Consider the following 20746-nt stretch of genomic DNA (forward strand, 5'->3'; position numbering starts at 1 on the left):
CCCCTACTTTTAGCATCATGGTACGTCCAAAATTTTAAAAGATAAATCTTACCGCCTTAAAGGCGGTGGTTTTAACCTTACTTCGGACTAATAAACTTTTTGCTCAGATGGCAAACTGTGATAATCCGGATTTCGCGATGCATGGCCAAAGTGTGACGTATTTGGGGTGAGAATATTGAACCTTTATTGATGCAGGCCTTGTCTCGCTAGATCCGTATACTTTGCTCCCGCCAAGGTTTGATTGAGGCAATCAGAAGCCAGTGCCCTGATCGGTAATCGCATCACTTATCAATCGCCGGTCAGGGTAATGGGTCGCACAATGCTTGATCTGCTTGCTACCCATTCCAGGACGGTTCTTGTACAATACAAGCGTCATAAGCGGTCTGTGTGCATGGATTATCGCAGGGAACGCGGATTGATTGACGTGCTTTCCATTTTATCTTCCTGACAACGTGCTGTCTTCCTGGTACAGCATTAGATCACTGCCGGCATGCGCCATATCACTTCTCGTGAACATCCGCTTTTTAAAAAGCTTGTAAAGTTACAGCATTCAGCGCGGCAACGTCGTAAGGAAGGCTTGGCATTGCTGGATGGTGTGCATTTGCTTCAAGCCTACCTGGCAACTGAAAGGACGCCTGAAATGCTGGTTATCAGTGAATCGGGCAGGGAACACCCGGAAATCAGGCAGCTGCTGGCCTATTGTCAAGGTCAATCCAGGCATAACTGCCTGATGTTGAGTGATGGCTTGTTCAGTCAGATTTCGCCGGTCAAGACACCTGTTGGGGTCATGGCGCTCATCCGTCTGACACAATCGGTGCCGGTTGAAATCAATGATTTTGATTTCTGCGTTATGCTGGAAGCGATCCAGGATCCAGGCAATCTGGGCTCAATTCTACGCTCTGCTGCCGCTGCTGGGGTCAGTGATGTTTTTTTATCTGCCGATTGTGCGGACAGCTGGTCATCCAAAACATTACGGGCTGGTATGGGTGCGCACTTCTCTTTGCGTATTCACGAGCATTCAGATTTGTTGAATTTGGCGCGCCGCTATAGCGGTCAAGTCGTTGCAGCGACGCCCACTGGAACCCACAGTATTTTTCAGACAGATCTTCGTGGTCCCACGATATTCATTTTCGGAAGTGAGGGGAGCGGACTTTCAAAACCAGTGTTGGCGATTGCCAGCAGGCAGGCAACCATACCTATGGCGGGACAGAGCGAGTCACTCAACGTTGCTGCGGCAGCCGCTATTTGCTTGTTCGAGAAGGTTAGGCAACATGAGTTTGGTTGTTCTCAATTTACTACTGTCAGTTTTAAGTGATCATCATCCAAACAAAAGCCATATTGCTGTTGCCAGCCTGGAGTGCTGCACTATTTTTTTTCTTCTGGATCACTTTTTGTGTTGTCAACAACCGATGGCGTGGCTGCCTGTTCGGATTGCCTGGCTGAAAAAGCTGCCAGCAGAATGCCCAACTCATAAAGTAAATACAGGGGAACCGCAAGCAGAAACTGGGAGATGACATCGGGCGGGGTGAAGATAGCGCCAATCACAAACGCACCCACCAGAACATAATGGCGAATGGCTTTCATTTTGGCAATCGGAACGATTCCAGTTCTGACCAGCACGACCACAAAAACAGGCACTTCGAATGTAATGCCAAAAGCCAGAAACATGGCCAAGACGAACCCGAGGTATTCACCGATATCAGTCATCACGGCGACCCCTTCGGGTGCAAAGTAGATGATGAATTCGAATACAAGCGGTAATACAGCGAAGTAGGCAAAAGCCATGCCGATGAAGAATAGAACGCTGCTTGCTATAACTAATGGCAGAAACAAACGTTTTTCATGCGCATAGAGCCCGGGTGCTACAAAGGCCCAGACTTGATAAAGTGTATGTGGCAGGGTGACAAGAAACGCAGCCATCATGGCCACTTTCATCGGAATGAAGAAAGGCGTGGCGACAGCGGTTGCTATCATCTGCCCACCTTGCGGCAGTTTCTCCAGCAGCGGGTGCGCCAGGATGCTATATAACTCTCGTGCAAAGAAAGCACACGGTAGAAAGCCGAGCAATAAAACCGAGAAGACCCTGATCAGCCGGGTACGTAACTCGACCAGATGCGAAATAAAAGTATTGTCATCATTCATCTGTCTCAGCTCACTTGTGTTTTGGGTGGATGAATTTCAAATTGTCATGCTACGCGTGGATGGCAGTAGCTAACTTTTATCAGGATGATTGTTGTGGGCGGATGCGGTTCGGGATTGGCGAGGCTCGGATTGGGCAGAGTGCGCCCGCTCGGGCGCTTGCGGGGTGGCGTCGTTTCCGTCCGCTGAAGCTGGAGAATCCTGATCTGACGCCGGCGACTGAGGATCTACGGCCTGGCGTATTTGATGCATTTCCTTGTGCACCGAGCTTTCAAATGTATGGACAGTGTCTTGTACGGAATCCTTGAATTTCCTCAGCTGATCCAGCTCTATTTCTTCGCGTAGATCATGCTTGATATTTTCTATATAGCGCCGAGCGCGCCCGATCAGGTGCCCTAGGGTACGTGCAACCATGGGCAGCCGTTCAGGCCCGATCACGATCAGGGCCACGATCGATATGATCATGAGTTCAGCAAAGCTGATATCAAACATTTTTTAGCGCAAGTAGCTTCCGGGACAGCAATTTTCGGATGAGCGAGTCATTTCATGCATATTTTTATCAAAATGGATAATTGATGAAAATTTGCACGGCTGGCGACCAATTGGTCGGTGTTATATTTTAGTCTGATCTTTATCCTTGATTTCGTTCTCAATGTCTATCTTGTGACTTGTGATTTGCTGGGAAGGAGGAGGAGGGGGGGGGGGTCGCTTCGTCGTCTACCCCTTTCATGCCCTCCTTGAAGCCTTTGACCGCATTGCCAAGATCGCTACCCAGATTGCGCAGTTTCTTGGTGCCGAATACCAATACCACAATGGCCAACACAACCAACCAGTGCCAAATACTAAATGTTCCCATCATTTACCCCTTGAAAAAGGATTAATCGTAACGAATCATCGCAGGTAGGCGATTTTTCCCGCCGATGATGTGAATGTGAAGATGGGGGACTTCCTGTCCACCGATACGCCCGTTATTGATAATAGCGCGAAACCCATCTTGACACCCTTGCGCTGCCGCTAAGCGGGGCGCCAGCCACATCATTTTTCCGAGCAACTGCTGGTGAGCACTATCGGTTTCGCTCAAAGATTCGATATGTTGCTTTGGTATCAGCAGGAAATGCACGGGTGCAACCGGATGAATATCGAGAAAAGCGAGCGTATCTTCATCTTCGTGTATTTTTCTGGCGGGAATTTCCCCTCGCACGATTTTGCAGAATATACAATCTTCCATGATTATCAATAACTAGTGGGTTGATCGAGATCGCTTCTCTTCAATACCAGAGACGCCTTCTCTACGCTCAAGTTCAAGCAATACATCTTCAGGTGTCAGTCCATGATGGGTTAGCATCACCAAACAATGAAACCACAAGTCGGCCGTTTCATAGATGATCTGACTTTTATTGTTATCTTTGGAAGCCATGATGGTCTCGGCGGCTTCTTCGGCAATCTTTTTCAGGATTTTATCCTGTCCGCTCGCTAGCAGTTTAGCCACATAGGAATCTGAAGGATCCGCGTTTTTACGTGACTCGATGGTCTCTGCGAGCCGGAGTAGTATGGTTGATGTCGTCATTTGTTATAAATTTGCGCAGGATTCTTGATGACAGGGGTTGTGACAACCCATTGACCGTCTACCAGTTTTTTGAAAAAACAACTTTCTCTTCCTGTATGGCAAGCGATGCCGCCCGTTTGTTCCACGCTCAGTAGCAGTACATCTTCATCGCAATCGAGATAGATAGCCTTGATTTTTTGTATATGCCCGGATTCTTCCCCTTTATGCCAAAGCTTATTCCTGGAACGGGACCAATAGACCGCTTCACCTTGTTCGACTGTTTTTGTTAGCGATTCGCGGCTCATCCAAGCAACCATGAGCACTTTACCAGTGCCTTCTTCCTGAGCAATCGCGGGAATTAACCCATCTGTTGACCAGTTCACCTTGTTGAGCCAGTCATCTGTCACGGATGTCCCTCCTCATTTATGGAATCTTAACAGTTTTAGTTGAAATTAATATTACAGGCGCACTTCAATTCCGTGCTGTGCCAGATATTGTTTGGCTTGCTGGATGGTGTACTGACCGTAATGAAAGATGCTTGCAGCCAGAACGGCGTCGGCGTGGCCTTGTTGAATACCCTCAACCAAATGATCCAGATTGCCGACACCGCCACTGGCTATGACGGGTAAATCGATTGCATCGGAGATGGCGCGTGTCAGTGCGAGATCAAACCCTGAGCAGGTTCCATCCCGATCCATGCTGGTGAGTAGAATTTCGCCCGCACCCAGCCTTTGCATTTTTTTTGCCCAGTCAACCGCGTCGATGCCGGTCGGCTTGCGTCCGCCATGGGTAAATACCTCCCAGTATGTGGATGCAGGCGATTCACTGGCAATCTGTTTGGCATCGATGGCAACAACGATGCATTGAGAACCATAGCGGCTGGAAGCTTCTTCCACCAATGCCGGATTCATCACGGCAGATGTATTGATGCTGACTTTATCGGCGCCTGCATTTAATAATCGGCGGACATCCTCGACTTTGCGAACGCCACCCCCCACTGTTAATGGAATGAAAACTTGAGCGGCTACTTCCTCAACGATATGCAAGATCAGATCGCGATTATCCGAGCTGGCAGTAATGTCCAGGAAAACAAGTTCGTCGGCGCCTTGTTCATTGTAGCTGCGGGCAATCTCGACGGGGTCACCCGCATCCCGGAGTGAAACGAAATTGACACCTTTGACAACACGTCCATTATTGACATCCAGGCACGGAATGATACGTTTGGCTAATCCCATGAAAAACAGTCGCCTAAAATAACAGCAGTAAGGAGGAGAAAAAAGATGATGAAAGGCTTTCGAAAAAACCGATGCAAGCGCTAGGAGGCTGTCCGAGAATAGCGATCATAGCGAGGGCGAAGCTGACTGAGCGTGATTTTTCGATCATTTGAGGCGAATAGTTGTTCTATTCAACGAAAAGGATCGAAAAATCCAGCCTGGCAGGTTCGTCCGTAGTAGATCAGTCTCTATTATCGGACAGCCTCCTAGGCATGCATATTCGCCTGCACACTTAATTGATCTGCCAGAGACTGTGCTTCTTTGAGATCAAGCGAACCCTGGTAAATGGCGCGTCCGGTAATGGCGCCTGTAATGCCCTCAGATTCCACTTCACACAGTTTTCTGATATCTTCCAAATTGGTCACCCCACCACTTGCAATCACGGGCACGGTCAGTGCCTTTGCCAATTCCACGGTTGCTTCAATGTTGAGACCCGTTAGCATGCCATCGCGACCGATGTCGGTGTGTATGATCGCTTCCACGCCATAATCCTGAAACTTCTGGGCCAGATCGATGACGTCATGGCCTGTTACTTTGGACCAGCCATCCACGGCAACTTTTCCATCCTTGGCATCGAGTCCGACCATAATCTGGCCGGGGAAGGCATAGCAGGCATCGTGCAGAAACCCAGGTATTTTGATAGCGGCTGTCCCGATGATGACGTAACTGATTCCGTTGTCCAGATAATGTTCGATCGTTTCCAGATCACGTATTCCGCCGCCTAGTTGTATCGGAATCTTGCCATCAATGACTTCGACGATCGCGCGAATAGCTGTGCCATTTTTGGGTTTGCCTGCAAACGCACCATTCAGATCGACCAAGTGCAGCTGACGGGCGCCATTATCCAGCCAGTGCTGGGCAACCTTGTCAGGGGACTCGGAAAAAATAGTGGCATCTTCCATGACACCTTGTTTTAGGCGAACACAGTGACCATCTTTCAGATCTATAGCAGGAATAATCAGCATATAAATTAAACAGGATTGATGATTGAGCTTGAAATGATTGCAATGAAAAAACCAAGCATAGCGGATGCAAAACGGCTGTCTAGCGGTTTTATGGCATCCACTGCGTAAAATTACGTAATAAAGTTAACCCGGCAAGATTGCTTTTTTCCGGATGAAATTGCACTGCGAAAATATTGCCTGTTGCAATTGCACAGGTAAACGGCGCTGGATAACAAGTGGTGCCGGCTATGATCCCTTGCTCATTTGCAACGACAAAGTAGCTGTGCACAAAATAAAACCTTGCGTCATCGGCGATCTCATGCCATAGCGGATGGTCTGCGATTTGGTGCACCTGATTCCAGCCCATATGAGGAACTTTAAGCTTTTGTGCGCCGGTGTCTGCTGTGGTTTCAAATCTGAATTTTTGTACATGGCCGGGCAATATGCCCAATCCTTGGGCATTGCCTTCTTCGCTGACCTCAAACAGCATCTGCAATCCCAAGCAGATACCGAGAAAAGGTTTGTTTTGGGCTGCTTCAAGGACCGCTTGCCGTAATCCATGGTCGGCCAATGCCTGCATGCAATGCGGCATAGCGCCCTGGCCAGGGACAACGATGCGGGATGCCTGCCGGATAATTGCTGGATCACTGGTGACCATGACGGTTGCCGAGGGGGCCACATATTCCAACGCTTTGGACACTGACCGGAGGTTGCCCATTCCATAATCAACGATCGCAATTGTATTCATGATTGAGGCAAAATTACTGGATTGTTCTACAACGATCCTTTGGTGGATGGAATGATATCGGGGCAGCGAGGATCCATTGCAATAGCCATGCGCAGGGCACGGCCAAAAGCCTTGAAAATAGTTTCCGCCTGGTGGTGTGCATTTTTTCCCGCCAGGTTATCAATATGCAAGGTCATCATGGCATGATTGACCAGGCCTTGAAAAAATTCATGAACCAGTTCAACATCGAAAGCTCCGATATGGCTGCGTGTAAATTGGACATTCAATTGCAATCCCGGCCGGCCCGATAGATCAATGACTACTCTGGACAGGGCTTCATCAAGTGGGACATAGGCGTGTCCATAGCGGAAAACGCCTTTTTTGTCACCGACGGCACGGGCAAGCGCCTGGCCCAATGTAATGCCAATATCTTCCACCGTGTGATGCGCATCGATATGCAGATCACCTGTAGCGTGAATCGACAGATCGAGCATGCCGTGACGGGCAATTTGATCCAGCATATGGTCAAGGAAGGGGACGCCGCTATGCAGTTCTGCTTTGCCACAACCATCTAGATTGATTTTTACCTGGACCTGGGTTTCTTGCGTATTACGAATAACTTGGGCTTCGCGCATAACAGTTTGGGAGACTTGATAAGGCAGTTTATGAGAGTTAATTGTGATTGATTAAATCATGTAGCGTTTTGCAGAAAAGAGCATTTTCATCATGTGTGCCAACCGTTACACGCAAGCAATTCTTTAATAAGGGGTGGCTGTTGTCAAGATTCTTTATCAGAATGCCCCTTTGTTTGAGGGATTCAAATATCTGGCTGGCGTTGCCGATACGAAACAGAATGAAATTGGCATCGGAAGGAAAAACTTCAATGCCGGTCATTGCAGCAAGACTTGTACTTAACCGCGCCCGCGCCTGTTTGATTGTTCCCGCTTGTTGTTCTAGTATATCGTAATGTTGCATGACTTTGGCCGCAACCAGCTGGGTAATGACGCCAATATTATAGGGTAGACGCAGTTTCTCCAGATTGGACAACCATTCCCTTCTACCGGCGACTAGACCAAGCCTGAGCCCGGCTAATCCCAGTTTGGACAGTGTGCGCATGACCAACAAATTGGGATAATCGGCCAATTTTTCCAGGAAACTTTTACCCGCGAAAGGATGGTACGCCTCATCCACTACAACCAAGCCAGGGGAGGCTTTGATGATCGCTTCCAAGGCCTCGGCATCAAACAGATTGCCGCTGGGGTTATTGGGATAGGCCAAGAAGATGACAGCGGGCTGTTCGTGTCGAATAGTAGCAAGGATTGCATCCAGATCCAGTGAAAAATCGGATCTTAACGGAATGCCTAGATATTCTATATTTGCAAATAGCGCAATCATTTTGAACATGGCGAAACCGGGTTCTACCGTCAGCAGCTTCGCTCCGGGCTTGGTTGTGGCCAGCAAGATGATTTGTATGATTTCATCCGATCCATTTCCTAACAGGATATCCATCCCGGACGGGATGGATAGCGCGGTGCGTAGCGTATCCTTGAGCTCGATGGCGAACGGATCGGGATAGCGGTTGATAGGCACATCTGCCACGATTCGGGTAATTTCCTCGCGCAGGGAAGCTGGAAGCGAGTAGGGGTTCTCCATCGCGTCGAGCTTGGTCATGCCCTTGGCAGGCGGGACATGATAGGCCGAAAGCCCAAGAATTTCCGGACGAATAATCTTTTCAGGTAAGGAGGACATATCGGGGAGGAACTAACAATTATCTCGCGCTTGACAGGCGCTCAGGAAAGGCCGTTTTCGTCTTGGCGGTCATCTTCCTTGTCCCGCCAGTTCAGGTAGAGGAGTACAGCCGTGATGATGCCGACGGGTAAAATAACGTAAAAACCCAGTGCATCCAGCGCGCTTTCGTTGTGAGCGGAAGGCGGCGTGCTGCTAATAATTTTGTAGCCATGGATAGCGGCGATCAGGATGACGCCTAATAATCCCGTCCAGCGACGATTTAATAGTTCGCGTTTTGCCAATAAGTTAAATCCATGCGCAGAATAGTGGCCAATAAAATAGATGACGGTGTAGAAGATGAGTGCGCCCACGGGATATCGTTTTGTAAAATATACAGTTATATTGGTAGCGCGCCATCCATTGTCGCGCAAAGTCGAAAAGTATACAGCTTAACAGTCATTTATGAAACTTTGTATGGCTATCCAATGTAAGCTGTTTGAAATTGTGGGTATTTCTGGCGAAATATTTATGGTGACATGGGGTGTATGCGTCAACCGAATCTCAATCTGGATGGATGAAATTATCGATTAATGGAGAGTGTAAGTGTATGAATTGGCATGTGGAAATAGAAGATTCAACTTGCAAGTGACGTTATGGGTGAATTTCAGTTAGAATCGATTCATTCATTTGTAATTTGTAATGAGCGCTTTGGTAATTCTGACCTGGTTAGACATTTCATGATTCTCGTATTAAAACCCAATACTTCGGAAGAGAGCCCGGAGTACAAACAGCTCTGTGCATATTTGACCAATCTGCCGAGTATTGCCACGCGAGTGCATACGGAGGTTGGGGCTGAGCAGACCTTAACCGAGTTGTATTTGATCGGCAATACCAAGGCATTGCTGGTTGAAGACATGCTTGGTTTGCCATGTGTGGATCGTGTCGTGCGAATATCAGAAGAATACCGGGTGCTCGGCCGGCATCAAAATGATGATCGGCCAGCTTTTTTTGATTATAACGGTGTGCGTTTCGGGCAGGATACGTTAAATATATTTGCCGGGCTCTGTGCGGTGGATACGATCGAGAACGTGGAAATCATGATGAAGGCGCTGCAAGCTCACAATTTGGTATGCACGCGTATGGGTGCCTATAAACCGAGGACCAGCCCCTATGCATTTCAGGGGCATGGCAAGGCGTGCCTGCCCTATGTTTTCGATCTGGCGGGGAAATATGATATCAAGGTGATCGCAATGGAGATCACGCATGAATCCCATATCGAGCAAATTCGCGAGGCGCTATTTCATACCGGCAGTCCTACCGGTGTTATGCTGCAGATCGGTACACGCAATATTCAGAATTTCGAGCTCATGAAAATGGCCGGCCGCCAGCAGGATTTTCCTGTATTAGTCAAGCGCGGCTCGGGCATTACGCTGGATGAATCCCTCAATGCTGCCGAGTACCTTGCATCCGAAGGCAATAGAAAGGTGGTGTTTGGGCTGCGTGGAATGAGAACCAATCTGGGCGATCCGCATCGGAATCTGGTCGATTTTGCACATGTGCCCGTGGTCAAGCGTCTGACACGCATGCCGGTATGTATTGATCCCTCGCATGCCGTCGGAACCAGGGTGGATTCAGCCGATGGTCTGTCGGATATCATGCATGTAACGGCCCAGGGTATTATTGCAGGTGCCAATATGGTACTCGCGGATTTTCATCCGACTCCCAGCAAGGCGCTGGTAGATGGTCCGCAATCCATGCTGATCAGGGAGCTGCCGCATTTCCTCGAAGATATTCATATTGCACGCCAGGCCTATGAAAAAAGGGTGGCACTGGCAGCGCAATATCAAGTGGCGCAATGAATTTTTTTTCGTGGCTTGCGAAGCTGCCTAAAAACACGATCTATCCGTTTTTCATGGTTGTAAGCAGCCCTGGCATCCATGCTGAAGGGGCCCGGCGCCCTTTCTGAAGGAAAACTATTGATTCTCATGAGATTGATTTATAATGGCTATAGAATGTATGGAGAAATAGACCAATGATCAAGGTGTTGCTTGCAAATCCGAGAGGGTTTTGTGCGGGAGTCGATCGTGCCATTGAAATCGTTGAGCGTGCGCTAGCGATGCATGGCGCGCCCATTTATGTGCGGCATGAGGTTGTGCACAATCGCTTCGTGGTAGAGGATCTCGAGAAGAAAGGGGCAGTATTCGTTGAAAATCTGGAGTCGGTGCCAGAGGGGAGCATGCTCATTTTCAGCGCACATGGTGTGTCGCACGTGGTGAGAAAAGAAGCTGCCGCACGCAAACTGCAAGTTTTTGATGCCACCTGCCCGTTGGTCACCAAGGTACATGTCGAAGTGGCCAAAATGGGAAGAGAGGGGAAGGAAATCATCATGATCGGCCATCTTGGCCATCCGGAAGTGGAAGGAACCATGGGCCAGATCGACAAGGATAAAGGTGCCATGTATCTTGTGGAGACGGAAGAGGATGTTGCCAAGCTGCAGGTCAAGGACGAAAACAATCTGACCTATGTGACGCAGACAACATTATCCGTGGATGATGCGGCACGCGTGATCGAAGCTTTGAAGCAACGCTTCCCAAATATTATTGGGCCCAAGAAGGATGACATTTGTTACGCCACACAGAATCGTCAGGATGCTGTCAAGAAGATGGTCAAGCACTGTGATTTGGTCATCGTCGTGGGTTCGCTGAACAGTTCCAATTCTAATCGATTATGTGAAGTGGCAAGAAACGCCAACGTTGAAGCCTATATGGTAGACCGTGCTTCACAGTTGCAGGAGAGCTGGCTTGCCGGCAAACGCTGTATTGGCATCACCGCCGGGGCTTCCGCACCGGAGATACTGGTTCGGCAGGTGCTGGAGCGGCTCGAGCAAATCGCGGCAGGGCATACCGATCAAGGTGTCATCGTGGAAGAGTTGAGTGGGGTGGTCGAGTCTGTAACATTCCCGCTACCCAAGGCAGAGCCTTTGAACATGGATAAATATGCCAGTTAAGCGGTTGTGAGCAACAGCCTGACAAATTGCTGAGATTGTTGTTTAACTATTTGACTGGCTCTGATTCTCGCTTGTGAATGTTTCATCATGGGTATTCCATCCTTGCTGATAAGGCAGAGTGGAGAAAGGTTGTGCTCTTCCCAGAATTTCATTGAGCAATATTTCGGTGCTGCCTGGTGCCATCGTGACACCGTAGCGAAAGTGGCTACTATTGATAAAGAGATTGCTCAGGTGGGGATGCGCGCCGATACTTGGCACATTGTTATCTGCTGCTGGCCTGAGACCTGACCAGTGTTTGAGCAATGGCATGGTGTCCAGATCTGGCAGCAGGTTTCTGGCCCATGCCAACAGTTTTTCTTTCGCGGCAAGGGTGGTTTGCTTGTTGAATCCGACATCTTCGGTGGTGCTGCCGATGAGTACATGGCCATCCCGCCTGGGAATGAGATACAGATCTTTCTGTAATACGATTGATTGAATGGGGGGGGTGGGAAACTTGTATAAAAGCATTTGTCCGCGAATAGGCTTGATTCTGAGCTTCAATGCAAATTCTCCAAGCACCTGCCTGCTCCAGGCACCGGCCGTCAGAATGTAACGCGAGGCGGAAAGTCTGCCTTGAGATGTCCTGAGTGTGGTGACGCATCGATTGGCTACCCGAAGTTGCTCGACTTCGCAGTGCTCGAGGATGGTGCCATTGAGTTGTTTTACCCGTTTGTGAAGCGCTTGCAACAGCCAGGGATTGCGAACCTGGGCAACCTGGGCAAGCAATAATGCCTGCTGGGTCGGCTGCAGCATGAAGGGTACAGAATGGGCCGAACACCAATGGGTTGCCGTGGCCAGATCATATGGAGGCAAAACCAGCAGGCCGCACACATGGTATTCAGGGTCGATGCCGGTGGCGGTGCTCAGTGCAGACACCCATTCAGGGTAGCGTGCCATGCTGTACATGGCCAGACGGGTCACGGTCTCTGGATAGTTCCACGGACAAAGTGGCGATAAAATACCCCCGCCTGCCCATGATGCCTCGCTCCCCACGCTGGTGCGTTCCAAGAGTGAGACCGAAGCCCCTTCTTCAAGTAATCGGGTGGCCATGGATAGCCCAATTATTCCCGCGCCGATTATTATAAAATCATCTTTCAAACTGATCCTTAATTACATTTCATGCATGAATACATGCGCTTAAACGCTGATGGGTCAACCATGGAATGGATATGAGTTGCGCATCTTGCGTTAACTTCTGAGAAAATCCATAAAAAACTGTACAATATTACGAGAACGAGACATAATCTTTGAAAATGAGTGGATGGTGCGATGGTTGCAAATATCTTGATTATTCATGGCCCCAATTTGAATCTTCTGGGAATGCGGGAACCTGCCATATATGGACAAACAACACTGGAAGATATTAACAGGAATTTGATCAGAACAGCACAGGCGGCTGGTGTAAAAATAAACACGTTCCAGAGTAATGCCGAGTATCAACTGATAGATCGCATACAAGAGGCGATGCGTGATGCAACAGATTTTATCATCATCAATCCCGCTGGCTTGACACACACAAGCGTGGCGCTGCGTGATGCGCTGGCCGCTACCAAGTTGCCTTTCATAGAAGTCCATCTTTCCAATATCTATGCACGTGAATCCTTTCGTCGTGCATCTTACTTCTCGGATATTGCTGTGGGCGTCATTAGCGGTCTGGGAGCGGAAGGTTATACGCTTGCTTTGCAATATGTGCTAACCGGGAAGTAATTGGAGTGGGCTGCTTGGCTAGCAAACTTGTTAATTGTCTGAAAAAGAGTATCAAGCGCTGCTCTTTATCGATGATTGACCAAAGTACTAGACTGATTTCATCAATTGTTTGGAATATGGACAAGTCTGGCGACTGGGCAACAGAATGAGAAAACAACAAGTCTCGATAGTCATCGAGGCCATGTGTGGGCGGGATATTCCCGGGAGGAAAAGATGGATCTAAGAAAACTCAAGAAATTAATCGAATTAGTAGAAGAATACAATATTACCGAATTAGAAATTACTGAGGGCGAAGAAAAAGTACGCATCAGCAAATCTGTAACACTGATGCAGTCAACTTCTGCCGTTGTCCCGCAATATAGCTCTGCTGTGACGGAACGCCCGCCAGCTGCGTCTGATAATGAGGCTGATGCCTCCGACAGTTCTGCTTTGCCTGAGGGGCATGTTGTCAAATCTCCCATGGTTGGCACTTTCTATCGCGCTTCCGCGCCCGGCGCCAAACCATTCGTCGAGATCGGGCAGTTTGTCAAAACGGGGGATACTTTATGTATTATCGAGGCCATGAAGCTGCTTAACGAAATTGAGGCAGATTGTGATGGCAAAATCAAAGCCATTTTGCCCGAAAATGGCCAGCCGGTTGAATATGGCGAACCCTTGTTTGTCATTGAATAATTAACCACATCGTTACCTCTTGGCTTTCAAGCCATTCATTCAAGCCAGATTTCCAACGTTTTGACTATGTTTGAAAAATTACTGATCGCGAATCGCGGCGAAATCGCGTTGCGCATCCAGCGGGCATGCCGTGCCATGGGTATCAAAACCGTAGCTGTATATTCCGAGGCCGATGCAGAAGCCAAATATGTCAAACTGGCTGATGAATCAGTTTGCATTGGTCCGGCAGCTTCCGCCCAGAGCTATCTGAATATCCCAGCTATTATCAGTGCAGCTGAGGTTACTGATGCTGAAGCCATCCATCCTGGTTATGGTTTTCTGTCCGAGAATGCGGATTTTGCTGAAAGGGTGGAAAAAAGTGGCTTTTTCTTTATTGGGCCACGTCCGGAGACTATCCGTCTGATGGGGGATAAAGTCAGTGCCAAACACGCCATGCGGCAGGCAGGTGTGCCATGTGTGCCCGGCTCTGACGGTGCCTTGCCCGAGTCTCTGGATGAAGTGAAACGGATTGTGAAAGGTATTGGTTATCCCGTGATTATCAAGGCCGCCGGTGGCGGGGGGGGGCGTGGCATGCGCGTGGTGCATACTGAGGCGGCACTCTCCAACGCGGTGATTACCACCCGCAACGAAGCGCAGGCGGCATTTGGTAACCCTATGGTCTATGCCGAAAAGTATCTAGAGAATCCTCGGCATATCGAGTTTCAGGTACTGGCCGACGAATACGGCAATGTGGTGCATTTGGGTGAACGGGATTGCTCTATGCAGCGGCGTCACCAGAAAATTATTGAGGAGGCTCCAGCGCGGGGGATTCCGCCACGGTTGCGCGACAAGATTGGTGAGCGTTGTGCAGAAGCCTGCAGCCGCATCAATTATCGTGGGGTCGGCACGTTTGAGTTTCTCTACGAAAACAATGAGTTTTATTTCATCGAGATGAATACCCGTTTACAGGTTGAGCATCCGGTGACAGAGGCTGTGACCGGGGTGGATCTGGTGCAGGCACAAATCCGCGTGGCGGCAGGAGAGAAATTGTCCTTGCGGCAAAAGGATGTCATCTTCAAGGGGCACGCTATTGAATGCCGTATCAATGCCGAAGAACCTTATAAATTGACGCCCTCGGCAGGACGCATCACGCAATATCACGCGCCAGGAGGGCCGGGAATACGGGTCGATTCACATATCTATCATAATTATCGGGTGCCACCGTATTATGATTCCATGATCGGCAAGATCATTGCCTATGGTGATGATCGGGAACTCGCCATCGCACGGATGCGTATCGCCTTGTCGGAAATGATCATCGAGGGGATTAAAACTAATATTCCCCTGCATCTCGATCTGCTATCGGATAGTAATTTTCTGAGTGATGCCGTCTCCATTCATTATCTTGAAAACAAACTTGCAATGTATAACAAGAAAAATTAGTTCATGCAGGACGGCGGAATGACTGGCATATCTTTACCACGTGTACATCGGTTATGTCCTGGTTGTCACTGACTTTTAGGACCGAGTCTATTCATGTCGATCTCGTAAGCGATCGCTTGTTGGCGCTGGGTGCGCTGTCGGTTGACGTGCATGATGCGGGTGAAGGAACTGAACAAGAGCAGCCATTATTTGGCGAGCCTGGCACACCCCCCATGAAAGTTTGGGAGCAGGCTGAAATTACTGCATTGCTGGAAGAAAATTGCGATATCGATGCAATCATGCAGGCGGTGGTGGATGTGGCCGAGTTAGCTGTCCAGCCGCCATACAATTTGACCCAGGTCAAGGAGCGAGACTGGGTGAGATTGACCCAATCGCAATTTGAGCCTATTCAGGTTTCGCAGCGATTATGGGTCGTACCCTCGTGGCACGAGTTGCCTGACCCGGCCGCAATCAACTTGCGCTTGGATCCCGGCTTGGCTTTCGGCACCGGTAGCCATCCCACGACCAGACTATGCCTGGCCTGGCTGGACGCTAACTTGCAAACAGGGGAGAAAGTGCTGGATTACGGTTGCGGATCGGGAATTCTGGCAATTGCGGCACTCAAATTGGGCGCACACGGGGTGATTGGTATAGATATCGATCCCAATGCCATTACAGCCAGTCTGGCTAATGCCCAAATAAATGATTGTGATCCCGACAGGCTACAATTTAGCACCGAATTTTCGCTGTCGAACGATGGCGAAGCTGAGGCCGGGCGGCCTCCCATTACCGTCGTGGTTGCCAACATTCTGGCAAATCCCCTCATCGTATTGGCACCCATACTGACGCATGCTTTGCAGCCTGGTGGCCGCATTGCGCTGTCGGGTATATTGGAAGCGCAAGCCGATGAAGTATTGCAAGCCTATGAACCTTGGTTCAGCATGCAAATCAGTGCAAGCGAGCAGGGCTGGGTATTATTGACAGGCAAGAAGCGGGCAGTTTGTCTGGCATGACACTGGTCGCACGCTGTCCTGGCTGCCAATCGGTATACCGATTGACGATCGCGCAATTGCAGGCACTCGACGGTGAAGTATGCTGTGGACAGTGCGCCCGGCAATTTAATGGTTTCCATTCGCTCGTGGTGGTGACAGAGGCACTGGTTCAGCCTGATGTAGGATCTAGCAAGATGAATTCGGACCAGCTGGGCTTGGTTGTTGCGAATCATGCTGATGGGTGTCAGGATACATTTGAGCTGTTTGAACGAAAACAGACCGGCAGGGTTTCCCGCACTTGGCTGCTGGCCAATCTGCTTTTATCACTGTTGTTGCTGGGGCAATTAATCCATGGATTTCGTACCGAGATTGCCATAGGCCTGCCCATTACGCGCCCGCTGCTTGAAAATTATTGTGCGCTAATAAGATGTCAGATCGATTTTCCGCGCCACCTAGCATTGCTGAGTCTGGAATCATCTGATTTGCGTGTGAATCCTTCCTATCGCCCGGAAGTAGTGATACTGCAGGCAATTATCCGTAACCATGCCCCGTTTCCCCAAGCATTTCCGGCGCTGTTACTGACGCTGACCGATCAAGATGCACAACCGTTGGCGAGTCGTGTGCTGACAGTAAAGGATTATCTTGATCCAGGCGCTGACAATATGGGGTTTGCGGCAGAGAGTGAAATGGTGATTCAGCACTTCCTTGATACCGGAGCACTTGATGCTATGGGATACAGATTGGAGTTGTTTTATCCGTAAAGGCACCTCAACCATAGGGCTCGCGTGTGTAGTTTTTAGAGATGCTGGCGAGTTGAGTGCCTATCTTTTATCAGCAAGATCTGTGCGTATTTGCCAGGATTTGTTGGCGAAGTAGCGCTTGAGTCCTGCATGAATTGCATCAGCCAATTTGTTCTGGTAAGCATCGCTACCGAGTCTGGCCTCTTCGGTTTGATTGCTTATGAAGGCGGTTTCAACCAGGATCGATGGAATGTCAGGAGACTTGAGCACGGCGAAACCAGCCTGTTCGACGTTCTTTTTGTGCAGGTGATTGATTGTCCCGATTTCATTCAATACGCTGCTGGCGAGCCGGATGCTGTCGTTAATGGTGGCATTCATCGATAAATCAATCAGCGTCTGTTTCAAATACCGGTCTTTGTCATCTAGTTTGATTCCGCCGATCAGGTCAGCCTCGTTTTCTCTTTTTGCCAGCCAGCTGGCGGTTGTGGAGGTTGCGCCATGCTCAGAGAGCGCATACACGGACGAGCCATGTGCTTCCTTGCGGGGTGCGGCATCAGCATGAATGGATACGAATAGATCTGCGTTTGCTTGCCTTGCCTTGTGGCGGCGGGCGGCGAGCGACAAGAAGTGATCTCCATCCCGGGTGAGGATGGCACGCATATTGGGTTCTCTGTCCAATCTGGTTTTGAGTTTTTTGGCTATGGATAGCGTCACATCTTTTTCCATAGTGCCTCTTGAACCGATTGCACCAGGATCCTTGCCACCATGGCCAGCGTCGATCGCAACAATGATGGTTTTTTGCCTGCTAGGTTTGCGGCGAGTGGCCGTCATGATGAGATTAGGCGCTTGACTGTCTTGACCTATTGCGGCTGTCGCTGGCTCATGGCTTTGTAGCAACGCCATGAGCGGATCGGGCTGGTGGTCATGTGAATGAGGAGCCGATTCGGATGGATGCATGTCGAGCACCAAACGATGCGCAAACCGGTCCATGGGCGCTAGCAGAAAAGCTTTCGGCACGACATCGGTTTTTAGCTCCATAACGAGCCTGACGATGTTGGGAGTGAAACGGCCTACGCGCAAGGTGCTGACCAGGGGATCCCGCGATTTGAGTTTGGAAGACAAGCTTTCCAGGACCTCGGGGAGTGAAACATTCTCCATGTCCATAACGACTCTTTTGGGAGAGTCAAGTAGGCTGATTGTGTACTTGATTGGCGCGCTCGATTCGAGTGTGAGCCGGGTGCGTTCGGGACCGGCCCAGTAACGGGCTGCCTTGATCTGCGTGTTGGCTGCAAGATCCATACTCGATAGAGCCAGCAACAGTAGTGAAATCAGCAACAGGCATACAATTTGGCATGCAGGAAGAAGGGGACAATTGAGTCGGTTCAGCGAAGTTTCAGGCTTTGCCAGTGTGCTAAGCATCGTTTTCCTGCCTCCGTTTCTGCATCAATTTTAACAATTCGTCCGGTTCCGGAATATGTGAGGGTTATATTTAGATCGGCCGTACGCAGAACACCTGTAGCTTTTTCTGGCCATTCGATCAGACAAATCGAAGCTTGATTGAAATATTCTCTGAAGCCCGCTTCCTCCCATTCTGCCGGATCATTCAGTCTATAAAAATCAAAGTGATACAAGTATAACCTAGAAAATTTATAGATTTCAACCAAATTATAGGTTGGGCTTCTTACTTTCCCCTGATGGCCAAATCCACGCAGAATGCCACGCACCAGCGTAGTTTTGCCTGCACCCAGTTCGCCGTACAGAAAGACAGTCAGGCCAGGATGTAGGATGGTTGCCAGTTGTTTGCCCAGCTGCAGTGTCGCCGCTTCATCGGCGAGGTGCACTGTGCATGATGTGCTGGCGGCACTTCCGGTATGATGATTGTTATGCAAAAAACAAACCCTATGAATAATAAAGATACAGACTGGCGTTGGTTATCCGAGCAAATCAAGCTCTGGGGCCGGCAGCTTGGATTCCAGGAAGTGCGCATCAGCGATGCGCACGCCGATGTGGCAACTGTCGAAGCCGGGTTATCCGATTGGCTGGAGAACCAGTTTCATGGTGAAATGGATTATATGGCAAAACATGGGACAAAACGTACCCGGCCGCCAGAGCTGGTGCCAGGCACGTTGCGAGTCATCTCCGTGCGCATGAATAACAAGCCCGTCAATATGGAAGAAAGTTGGACGGCGTTGCAGGACGGGAGCCGTGCCTTCATTTCTCGTTATGCGCTGGGGCGGGATTATCATAAAGTATTGCGCGCACGGCTACAAAAGTTGGCGGAAAAGATCACCGAACAAGTCGGGGAATTCGGCTATCGTGCGTTCAGCGACAGCGCACCAGTCATGGAAGTGGAGTGGGCCAGCCGGTCCGGCCTCGGATGGCGCGGCAAGCATACATTGCTATTGAGCCGTGATGCCGGGTCATTTTTCTTTCTGGGCGAACTCTATACCGATTTGCCATTAACGGTGGATGATCCGGTCGCGAGCTATTGCGGCAGCTGCACACGTTGCCTGGATATCTGTCCTACCCAAGCGATAGTCGCGCCTTATCGCTTGGATGCACGGCGCTGCATTTCCTATTTGACTATCGAGCTGAAAGGCAGCATCCCAGAAGACTTGCGCGCATTGATTGGTAATCGCGTATACGGATGTGATGATTGTCAGCTGGTCTGTCCGTGGAATAAATTTTCTCAATTCACACAGGAAGCGGATTTTGCTGTACGTCACGGGCTGGATAATGTGTCATTGATTGAATTGTTCGCCTGGGACAAGGAAACATTTGAGGCCAGACTTGCTGGCAGTCCGATCAGGCGAATCGGATACGAGCAATGGTTGCGTAATCTGGCGGTGGGCTTGGGCAACGCACCCTCATCACCCGCAGTGATCGGGGCGCTACAAGCGCGGCGGCGTGATCCGTCTCCATTGGTGCGCGAACATGTGGAATGGGCGCTTGGTCAGCACAGACTTACCAAGGAATAGCCTGTCCATCGTAAGCGAAGAATTTGCCTGAATCGGCCTGGGTGATTTGGCGCAACACCTTTCTCATGCCGGTAACGCTTTGTTCGGCTGAAATCAAGGCGCCTGGCCCACCCATATCAGTCTGCACCCAACCAGGATGTAACAATACCGATATCACTCCGCGAGGCTGCAAATCAATTGCGAGGCTTTTGGCAACCATGTTGACCGCCGCTTTGCTTGACCGGTAAATATAGCTGCCCCCACGCTGATTATCGGCAATACTGCCCATTTTGCTGGTCAGAATCGCGACGGTTTTCAATTGACTGCGGTTGATTTGTTCAACAAAAGCCTCGACCATTTTTAATGGCGCGAGTGTGTTGACCTTGAACGCTTCCAGCCAGTCGCTGTAATCAATATGTCCCAATTCGCCGTGCGAAGCAGGGGGATAGGTGCCGGCATTGTTTATCAGCAGATCAATGGTAGTCTCGCTGAGTTTTTTTGATAACCGTTCGATTTGGTGCAGTTCTTTGACGTCAAGTTGAAAAATAAGAACGCTTGCTCCGTATTGATCAGCCAGATGATTAAGTTTTGTCGCACGCTCAGGCTGGCGGCAGCATGCGATGACCTGCCAGCCATCTCGTGCATATTGCGTGGCAAATTCAAGTCCGATACCGCGATTTGCGCCCGTTATCAAGGCAGTATTCATTGGATGCTCCGTTTGTAAAAGTTGCAGCGGTGATAGAAATCTTTTGTTGACAGGCCAGACTGACGGCTAGTTTTTATTAGTCCGAAGTAAGGTTAAAACCACCGCCTTTAAGGCGGTAAGATTTATCTTTTAAAATTTTGGACGTACCATGATGCTAAAAGTAGGGG

Annotated in this window: 25 protein-coding genes and 2 pseudogenes; 10 read left to right on the forward strand and 17 right to left on the reverse strand. The window is 49.6% G+C overall.

Annotated features, from left to right (window positions below):
• Nucleotides 1–250 precede the first annotated feature (250 nt).
• Entirely contained in the window at nt 251–376 is a 126-nt protein-coding gene (locus BLV85_RS15820) for a hypothetical protein (protein WP_281245746.1), read from the reverse strand.
• A gap of 114 nt (nt 377–490) precedes the next feature.
• Between BLV85_RS15820 and BLV85_RS10755 the strand changes: the two genes are divergently transcribed.
• Nucleotides 491–1315, forward strand: a complete 825-nt coding sequence (locus BLV85_RS10755; protein WP_090415030.1) for a TrmH family RNA methyltransferase — start codon at nt 491–493, stop codon at nt 1313–1315.
• Nucleotides 1316–1365: 50 nt separating this feature from the next.
• On the opposite strand, the gene tatC is transcribed toward BLV85_RS10755, so the two are convergent.
• The 12 genes and pseudogenes from tatC to BLV85_RS10815 form a co-directional block, all read right to left on the reverse strand.
• Nucleotides 1366–2142: a twin-arginine translocase subunit TatC gene (gene tatC / locus BLV85_RS10760; RefSeq protein WP_090415032.1), complete on the reverse strand. Its 777-nt coding sequence runs from the start codon at nt 2140–2142 to the stop codon at nt 1366–1368.
• Nucleotides 2143–2211: 69 nt separating this feature from the next.
• Entirely contained in the window at nt 2212–2604 is a 393-nt protein-coding gene (gene tatB, locus BLV85_RS10765; protein ID WP_245725177.1) for a Sec-independent protein translocase protein TatB, read from the reverse strand.
• 147 nt (nt 2605–2751) lie between these two features.
• A pseudogene (gene tatA / locus BLV85_RS10770) lies at nt 2752–2995 on the reverse strand (Sec-independent protein translocase subunit TatA).
• A gap of 21 nt (nt 2996–3016) precedes the next feature.
• Nucleotides 3017–3367 (reverse strand): histidine triad nucleotide-binding protein, encoded by a 351-nt coding sequence (locus tag BLV85_RS10775; RefSeq protein ID WP_090415034.1) that lies wholly within the window; start codon nt 3365–3367, stop codon nt 3017–3019.
• A gap of 12 nt (nt 3368–3379) precedes the next feature.
• Nucleotides 3380–3706 (reverse strand): phosphoribosyl-ATP diphosphatase, encoded by a 327-nt coding sequence (locus BLV85_RS10780; RefSeq protein ID WP_090415036.1) that lies wholly within the window; start codon nt 3704–3706, stop codon nt 3380–3382.
• A complete protein-coding gene (gene hisI, locus BLV85_RS10785; RefSeq protein ID WP_090415038.1) occupies nt 3703–4092 on the reverse strand; it encodes a phosphoribosyl-AMP cyclohydrolase in 390 nt (129 codons plus the stop codon). The genes BLV85_RS10780 and hisI overlap by 4 nt, the downstream gene beginning before the upstream one ends.
• Nucleotides 4093–4143: 51 nt before the next feature.
• Complete coding sequence (gene hisF, locus BLV85_RS10790) at nt 4144–4920, reverse strand: imidazole glycerol phosphate synthase subunit HisF (RefSeq protein ID WP_090415040.1); 777 nt, start codon at nt 4918–4920, stop codon at nt 4144–4146.
• Nucleotides 4921–5165: 245 nt separating this feature from the next.
• Entirely contained in the window at nt 5166–5924 is a 759-nt protein-coding gene (gene hisA / locus BLV85_RS10795) for a 1-(5-phosphoribosyl)-5-[(5-phosphoribosylamino)methylideneamino]imidazole-4-carboxamide isomerase (RefSeq protein WP_090415041.1), read from the reverse strand.
• Nucleotides 5925–6012: 88 nt separating this feature from the next.
• Nucleotides 6013–6651 carry an imidazole glycerol phosphate synthase subunit HisH gene (gene hisH, locus BLV85_RS10800; RefSeq protein WP_176974015.1) on the reverse strand — a complete coding sequence of 213 codons (639 nt, stop codon included), beginning with the start codon at nt 6649–6651 and terminating at the stop codon, nt 6013–6015.
• Nucleotides 6652–6677: 26 nt separating this feature from the next.
• On the reverse strand, nt 6678–7265 hold the full coding sequence (hisB, locus tag BLV85_RS10805; protein WP_090415047.1) for an imidazoleglycerol-phosphate dehydratase HisB: 588 nt from the start codon (nt 7263–7265) through the stop codon (nt 6678–6680).
• 37 nt (nt 7266–7302) lie between these two features.
• Nucleotides 7303–8379 (reverse strand): histidinol-phosphate transaminase, encoded by a 1077-nt coding sequence (gene hisC, locus BLV85_RS10810; RefSeq protein ID WP_090415049.1) that lies wholly within the window; start codon nt 8377–8379, stop codon nt 7303–7305.
• Between the two features lie 41 nt (nt 8380–8420).
• Nucleotides 8421–8729, reverse strand: a complete 309-nt coding sequence (locus BLV85_RS10815; protein WP_090415050.1) for a hypothetical protein — start codon at nt 8727–8729, stop codon at nt 8421–8423.
• A 366-nt stretch (nt 8730–9095) separates the two neighbouring features.
• Between BLV85_RS10815 and BLV85_RS10820 the strand changes: the two genes are divergently transcribed.
• Together BLV85_RS10820 and ispH are read left to right on the forward strand one after the other, a co-directional pair.
• Nucleotides 9096–10217, forward strand: coding sequence for a 3-deoxy-7-phosphoheptulonate synthase (locus BLV85_RS10820; RefSeq protein ID WP_090415052.1), 1122 nt, complete (start codon nt 9096–9098; stop codon nt 10215–10217).
• Between the two features lie 173 nt (nt 10218–10390).
• Entirely contained in the window at nt 10391–11365 is a 975-nt protein-coding gene (gene ispH, locus BLV85_RS10825) for a 4-hydroxy-3-methylbut-2-enyl diphosphate reductase (RefSeq protein ID WP_090415055.1), read from the forward strand.
• Nucleotides 11366–11407: 42 nt separating this feature from the next.
• On the opposite strand, the gene BLV85_RS10830 is transcribed toward ispH, so the two are convergent.
• Nucleotides 11408–12502 carry an FAD-dependent oxidoreductase gene (locus BLV85_RS10830; RefSeq protein ID WP_090415057.1) on the reverse strand — a complete coding sequence of 365 codons (1095 nt, stop codon included), beginning with the start codon at nt 12500–12502 and terminating at the stop codon, nt 11408–11410.
• 171 nt (nt 12503–12673) lie between these two features.
• Here BLV85_RS10830 and aroQ point away from each other — a divergent pair, with 171 nt between their 5' ends.
• The 6 genes and pseudogenes from aroQ (at nt 12674) to BLV85_RS10855 (ending at nt 16937) form a co-directional block, all read left to right on the forward strand.
• The gene (gene aroQ, locus BLV85_RS10835; RefSeq protein WP_090415058.1) at nt 12674–13111 is read left to right on the forward strand and encodes a type II 3-dehydroquinate dehydratase; all 438 of its coding nucleotides are present in this window, start codon (nt 12674–12676) and stop codon (nt 13109–13111) included.
• A gap of 213 nt (nt 13112–13324) precedes the next feature.
• Nucleotides 13325–13783, forward strand: a complete 459-nt coding sequence (gene accB / locus BLV85_RS10840) for an acetyl-CoA carboxylase biotin carboxyl carrier protein (protein WP_090415060.1) — start codon at nt 13325–13327, stop codon at nt 13781–13783.
• A 66-nt stretch (nt 13784–13849) separates the two neighbouring features.
• Complete coding sequence (gene accC / locus BLV85_RS10845; protein ID WP_090415062.1) at nt 13850–15205, forward strand: acetyl-CoA carboxylase biotin carboxylase subunit; 1356 nt, start codon at nt 13850–13852, stop codon at nt 15203–15205.
• Between the two features lie 53 nt (nt 15206–15258).
• Entirely contained in the window at nt 15259–16197 is a 939-nt protein-coding gene (gene prmA, locus BLV85_RS10850) for a 50S ribosomal protein L11 methyltransferase (protein WP_090415065.1), read from the forward strand.
• Nucleotides 16194–16298, forward strand: a pseudogene (locus BLV85_RS15825) (MJ0042-type zinc finger domain-containing protein); the annotation flags it as partial. The gene prmA and the pseudogene BLV85_RS15825, both read left to right, overlap by 4 nt.
• Nucleotides 16299–16370: 72 nt before the next feature.
• The gene (locus BLV85_RS10855) at nt 16371–16937 is read left to right on the forward strand and encodes a DUF3426 domain-containing protein (RefSeq protein WP_245725183.1); all 567 of its coding nucleotides are present in this window, start codon (nt 16371–16373) and stop codon (nt 16935–16937) included.
• A gap of 60 nt (nt 16938–16997) precedes the next feature.
• On the opposite strand, the gene BLV85_RS10860 is transcribed toward BLV85_RS10855, so the two are convergent.
• Nucleotides 16998–18251, reverse strand: coding sequence for an N-acetylmuramoyl-L-alanine amidase (locus BLV85_RS10860; RefSeq protein ID WP_245725180.1), 1254 nt, complete (start codon nt 18249–18251; stop codon nt 16998–17000).
• A gap of 47 nt (nt 18252–18298) precedes the next feature.
• Nucleotides 18299–18757 carry a tRNA (adenosine(37)-N6)-threonylcarbamoyltransferase complex ATPase subunit type 1 TsaE gene (tsaE, locus tag BLV85_RS10865; RefSeq protein ID WP_245725181.1) on the reverse strand — a complete coding sequence of 153 codons (459 nt, stop codon included), beginning with the start codon at nt 18755–18757 and terminating at the stop codon, nt 18299–18301.
• A gap of 60 nt (nt 18758–18817) precedes the next feature.
• Here tsaE and queG point away from each other — a divergent pair, with 60 nt between their 5' ends.
• Nucleotides 18818–19894 carry a tRNA epoxyqueuosine(34) reductase QueG gene (queG, locus tag BLV85_RS10870; RefSeq protein WP_245725182.1) on the forward strand — a complete coding sequence of 359 codons (1077 nt, stop codon included), beginning with the start codon at nt 18818–18820 and terminating at the stop codon, nt 19892–19894.
• Here queG and BLV85_RS10875 read toward each other — a convergent pair.
• The gene (locus BLV85_RS10875) at nt 19881–20579 is read right to left on the reverse strand and encodes an SDR family oxidoreductase (protein ID WP_090415076.1); all 699 of its coding nucleotides are present in this window, start codon (nt 20577–20579) and stop codon (nt 19881–19883) included. The two genes, queG and BLV85_RS10875, sit on opposite strands and share 14 nt — an antisense overlap.
• Nucleotides 20580–20746: the final 167 nt, after the last annotated feature.

The sequence above is a fragment of the Nitrosomonas halophila genome (genome assembly GCF_900107165.1).
Lineage (GTDB): Bacteria > Pseudomonadota > Gammaproteobacteria > Burkholderiales > Nitrosomonadaceae > Nitrosomonas > Nitrosomonas halophila.

Coding starts and splice junctions, on each gene's coding strand:
- BLV85_RS15820 (WP_281245746.1), bottom strand. CDS start 376: ATGACGCTTGTATTGTACAAGAACCGTCCTGGAATGGGTAGCAAGCAG.
- BLV85_RS10755 (WP_090415030.1), top strand. CDS start 491: ATGCGCCATATCACTTCTCGTGAACATCCGCTTTTTAAAAAGCTTGTA.
- tatC (WP_090415032.1), bottom strand. CDS start 2,142: ATGAATGATGACAATACTTTTATTTCGCATCTGGTCGAGTTACGTACC.
- tatB (WP_245725177.1), bottom strand. CDS start 2,604: ATGATCATATCGATCGTGGCCCTGATCGTGATCGGGCCTGAACGGCTG.
- BLV85_RS10775 (WP_090415034.1), bottom strand. CDS start 3,367: ATGGAAGATTGTATATTCTGCAAAATCGTGCGAGGGGAAATTCCCGCC.
- BLV85_RS10780 (WP_090415036.1), bottom strand. CDS start 3,706: ATGACGACATCAACCATACTACTCCGGCTCGCAGAGACCATCGAGTCA.
- hisF (WP_090415040.1), bottom strand. CDS start 4,920: ATGGGATTAGCCAAACGTATCATTCCGTGCCTGGATGTCAATAATGGA.
- hisA (WP_090415041.1), bottom strand. CDS start 5,924: ATGCTGATTATTCCTGCTATAGATCTGAAAGATGGTCACTGTGTTCGC.
- hisH (WP_176974015.1), bottom strand. CDS start 6,651: ATGAATACAATTGCGATCGTTGATTATGGAATGGGCAACCTCCGGTCA.
- hisB (WP_090415047.1), bottom strand. CDS start 7,265: ATGCGCGAAGCCCAAGTTATTCGTAATACGCAAGAAACCCAGGTCCAG.
- hisC (WP_090415049.1), bottom strand. CDS start 8,379: ATGTCCTCCTTACCTGAAAAGATTATTCGTCCGGAAATTCTTGGGCTT.
- BLV85_RS10820 (WP_090415052.1), top strand. CDS start 9,096: ATGATTCTCGTATTAAAACCCAATACTTCGGAAGAGAGCCCGGAGTAC.
- ispH (WP_090415055.1), top strand. CDS start 10,391: ATGATCAAGGTGTTGCTTGCAAATCCGAGAGGGTTTTGTGCGGGAGTC.
- aroQ (WP_090415058.1), top strand. CDS start 12,674: ATGGTTGCAAATATCTTGATTATTCATGGCCCCAATTTGAATCTTCTG.
- accB (WP_090415060.1), top strand. CDS start 13,325: ATGGATCTAAGAAAACTCAAGAAATTAATCGAATTAGTAGAAGAATAC.
- accC (WP_090415062.1), top strand. CDS start 13,850: ATGTTTGAAAAATTACTGATCGCGAATCGCGGCGAAATCGCGTTGCGC.
- prmA (WP_090415065.1), top strand. CDS start 15,259: ATGTCCTGGTTGTCACTGACTTTTAGGACCGAGTCTATTCATGTCGAT.
- BLV85_RS10855 (WP_245725183.1), top strand. CDS start 16,371: ATGAATTCGGACCAGCTGGGCTTGGTTGTTGCGAATCATGCTGATGGG.
- queG (WP_245725182.1), top strand. CDS start 18,818: ATGAATAATAAAGATACAGACTGGCGTTGGTTATCCGAGCAAATCAAG.
- BLV85_RS10875 (WP_090415076.1), bottom strand. CDS start 20,579: ATGAATACTGCCTTGATAACGGGCGCAAATCGCGGTATCGGACTTGAA.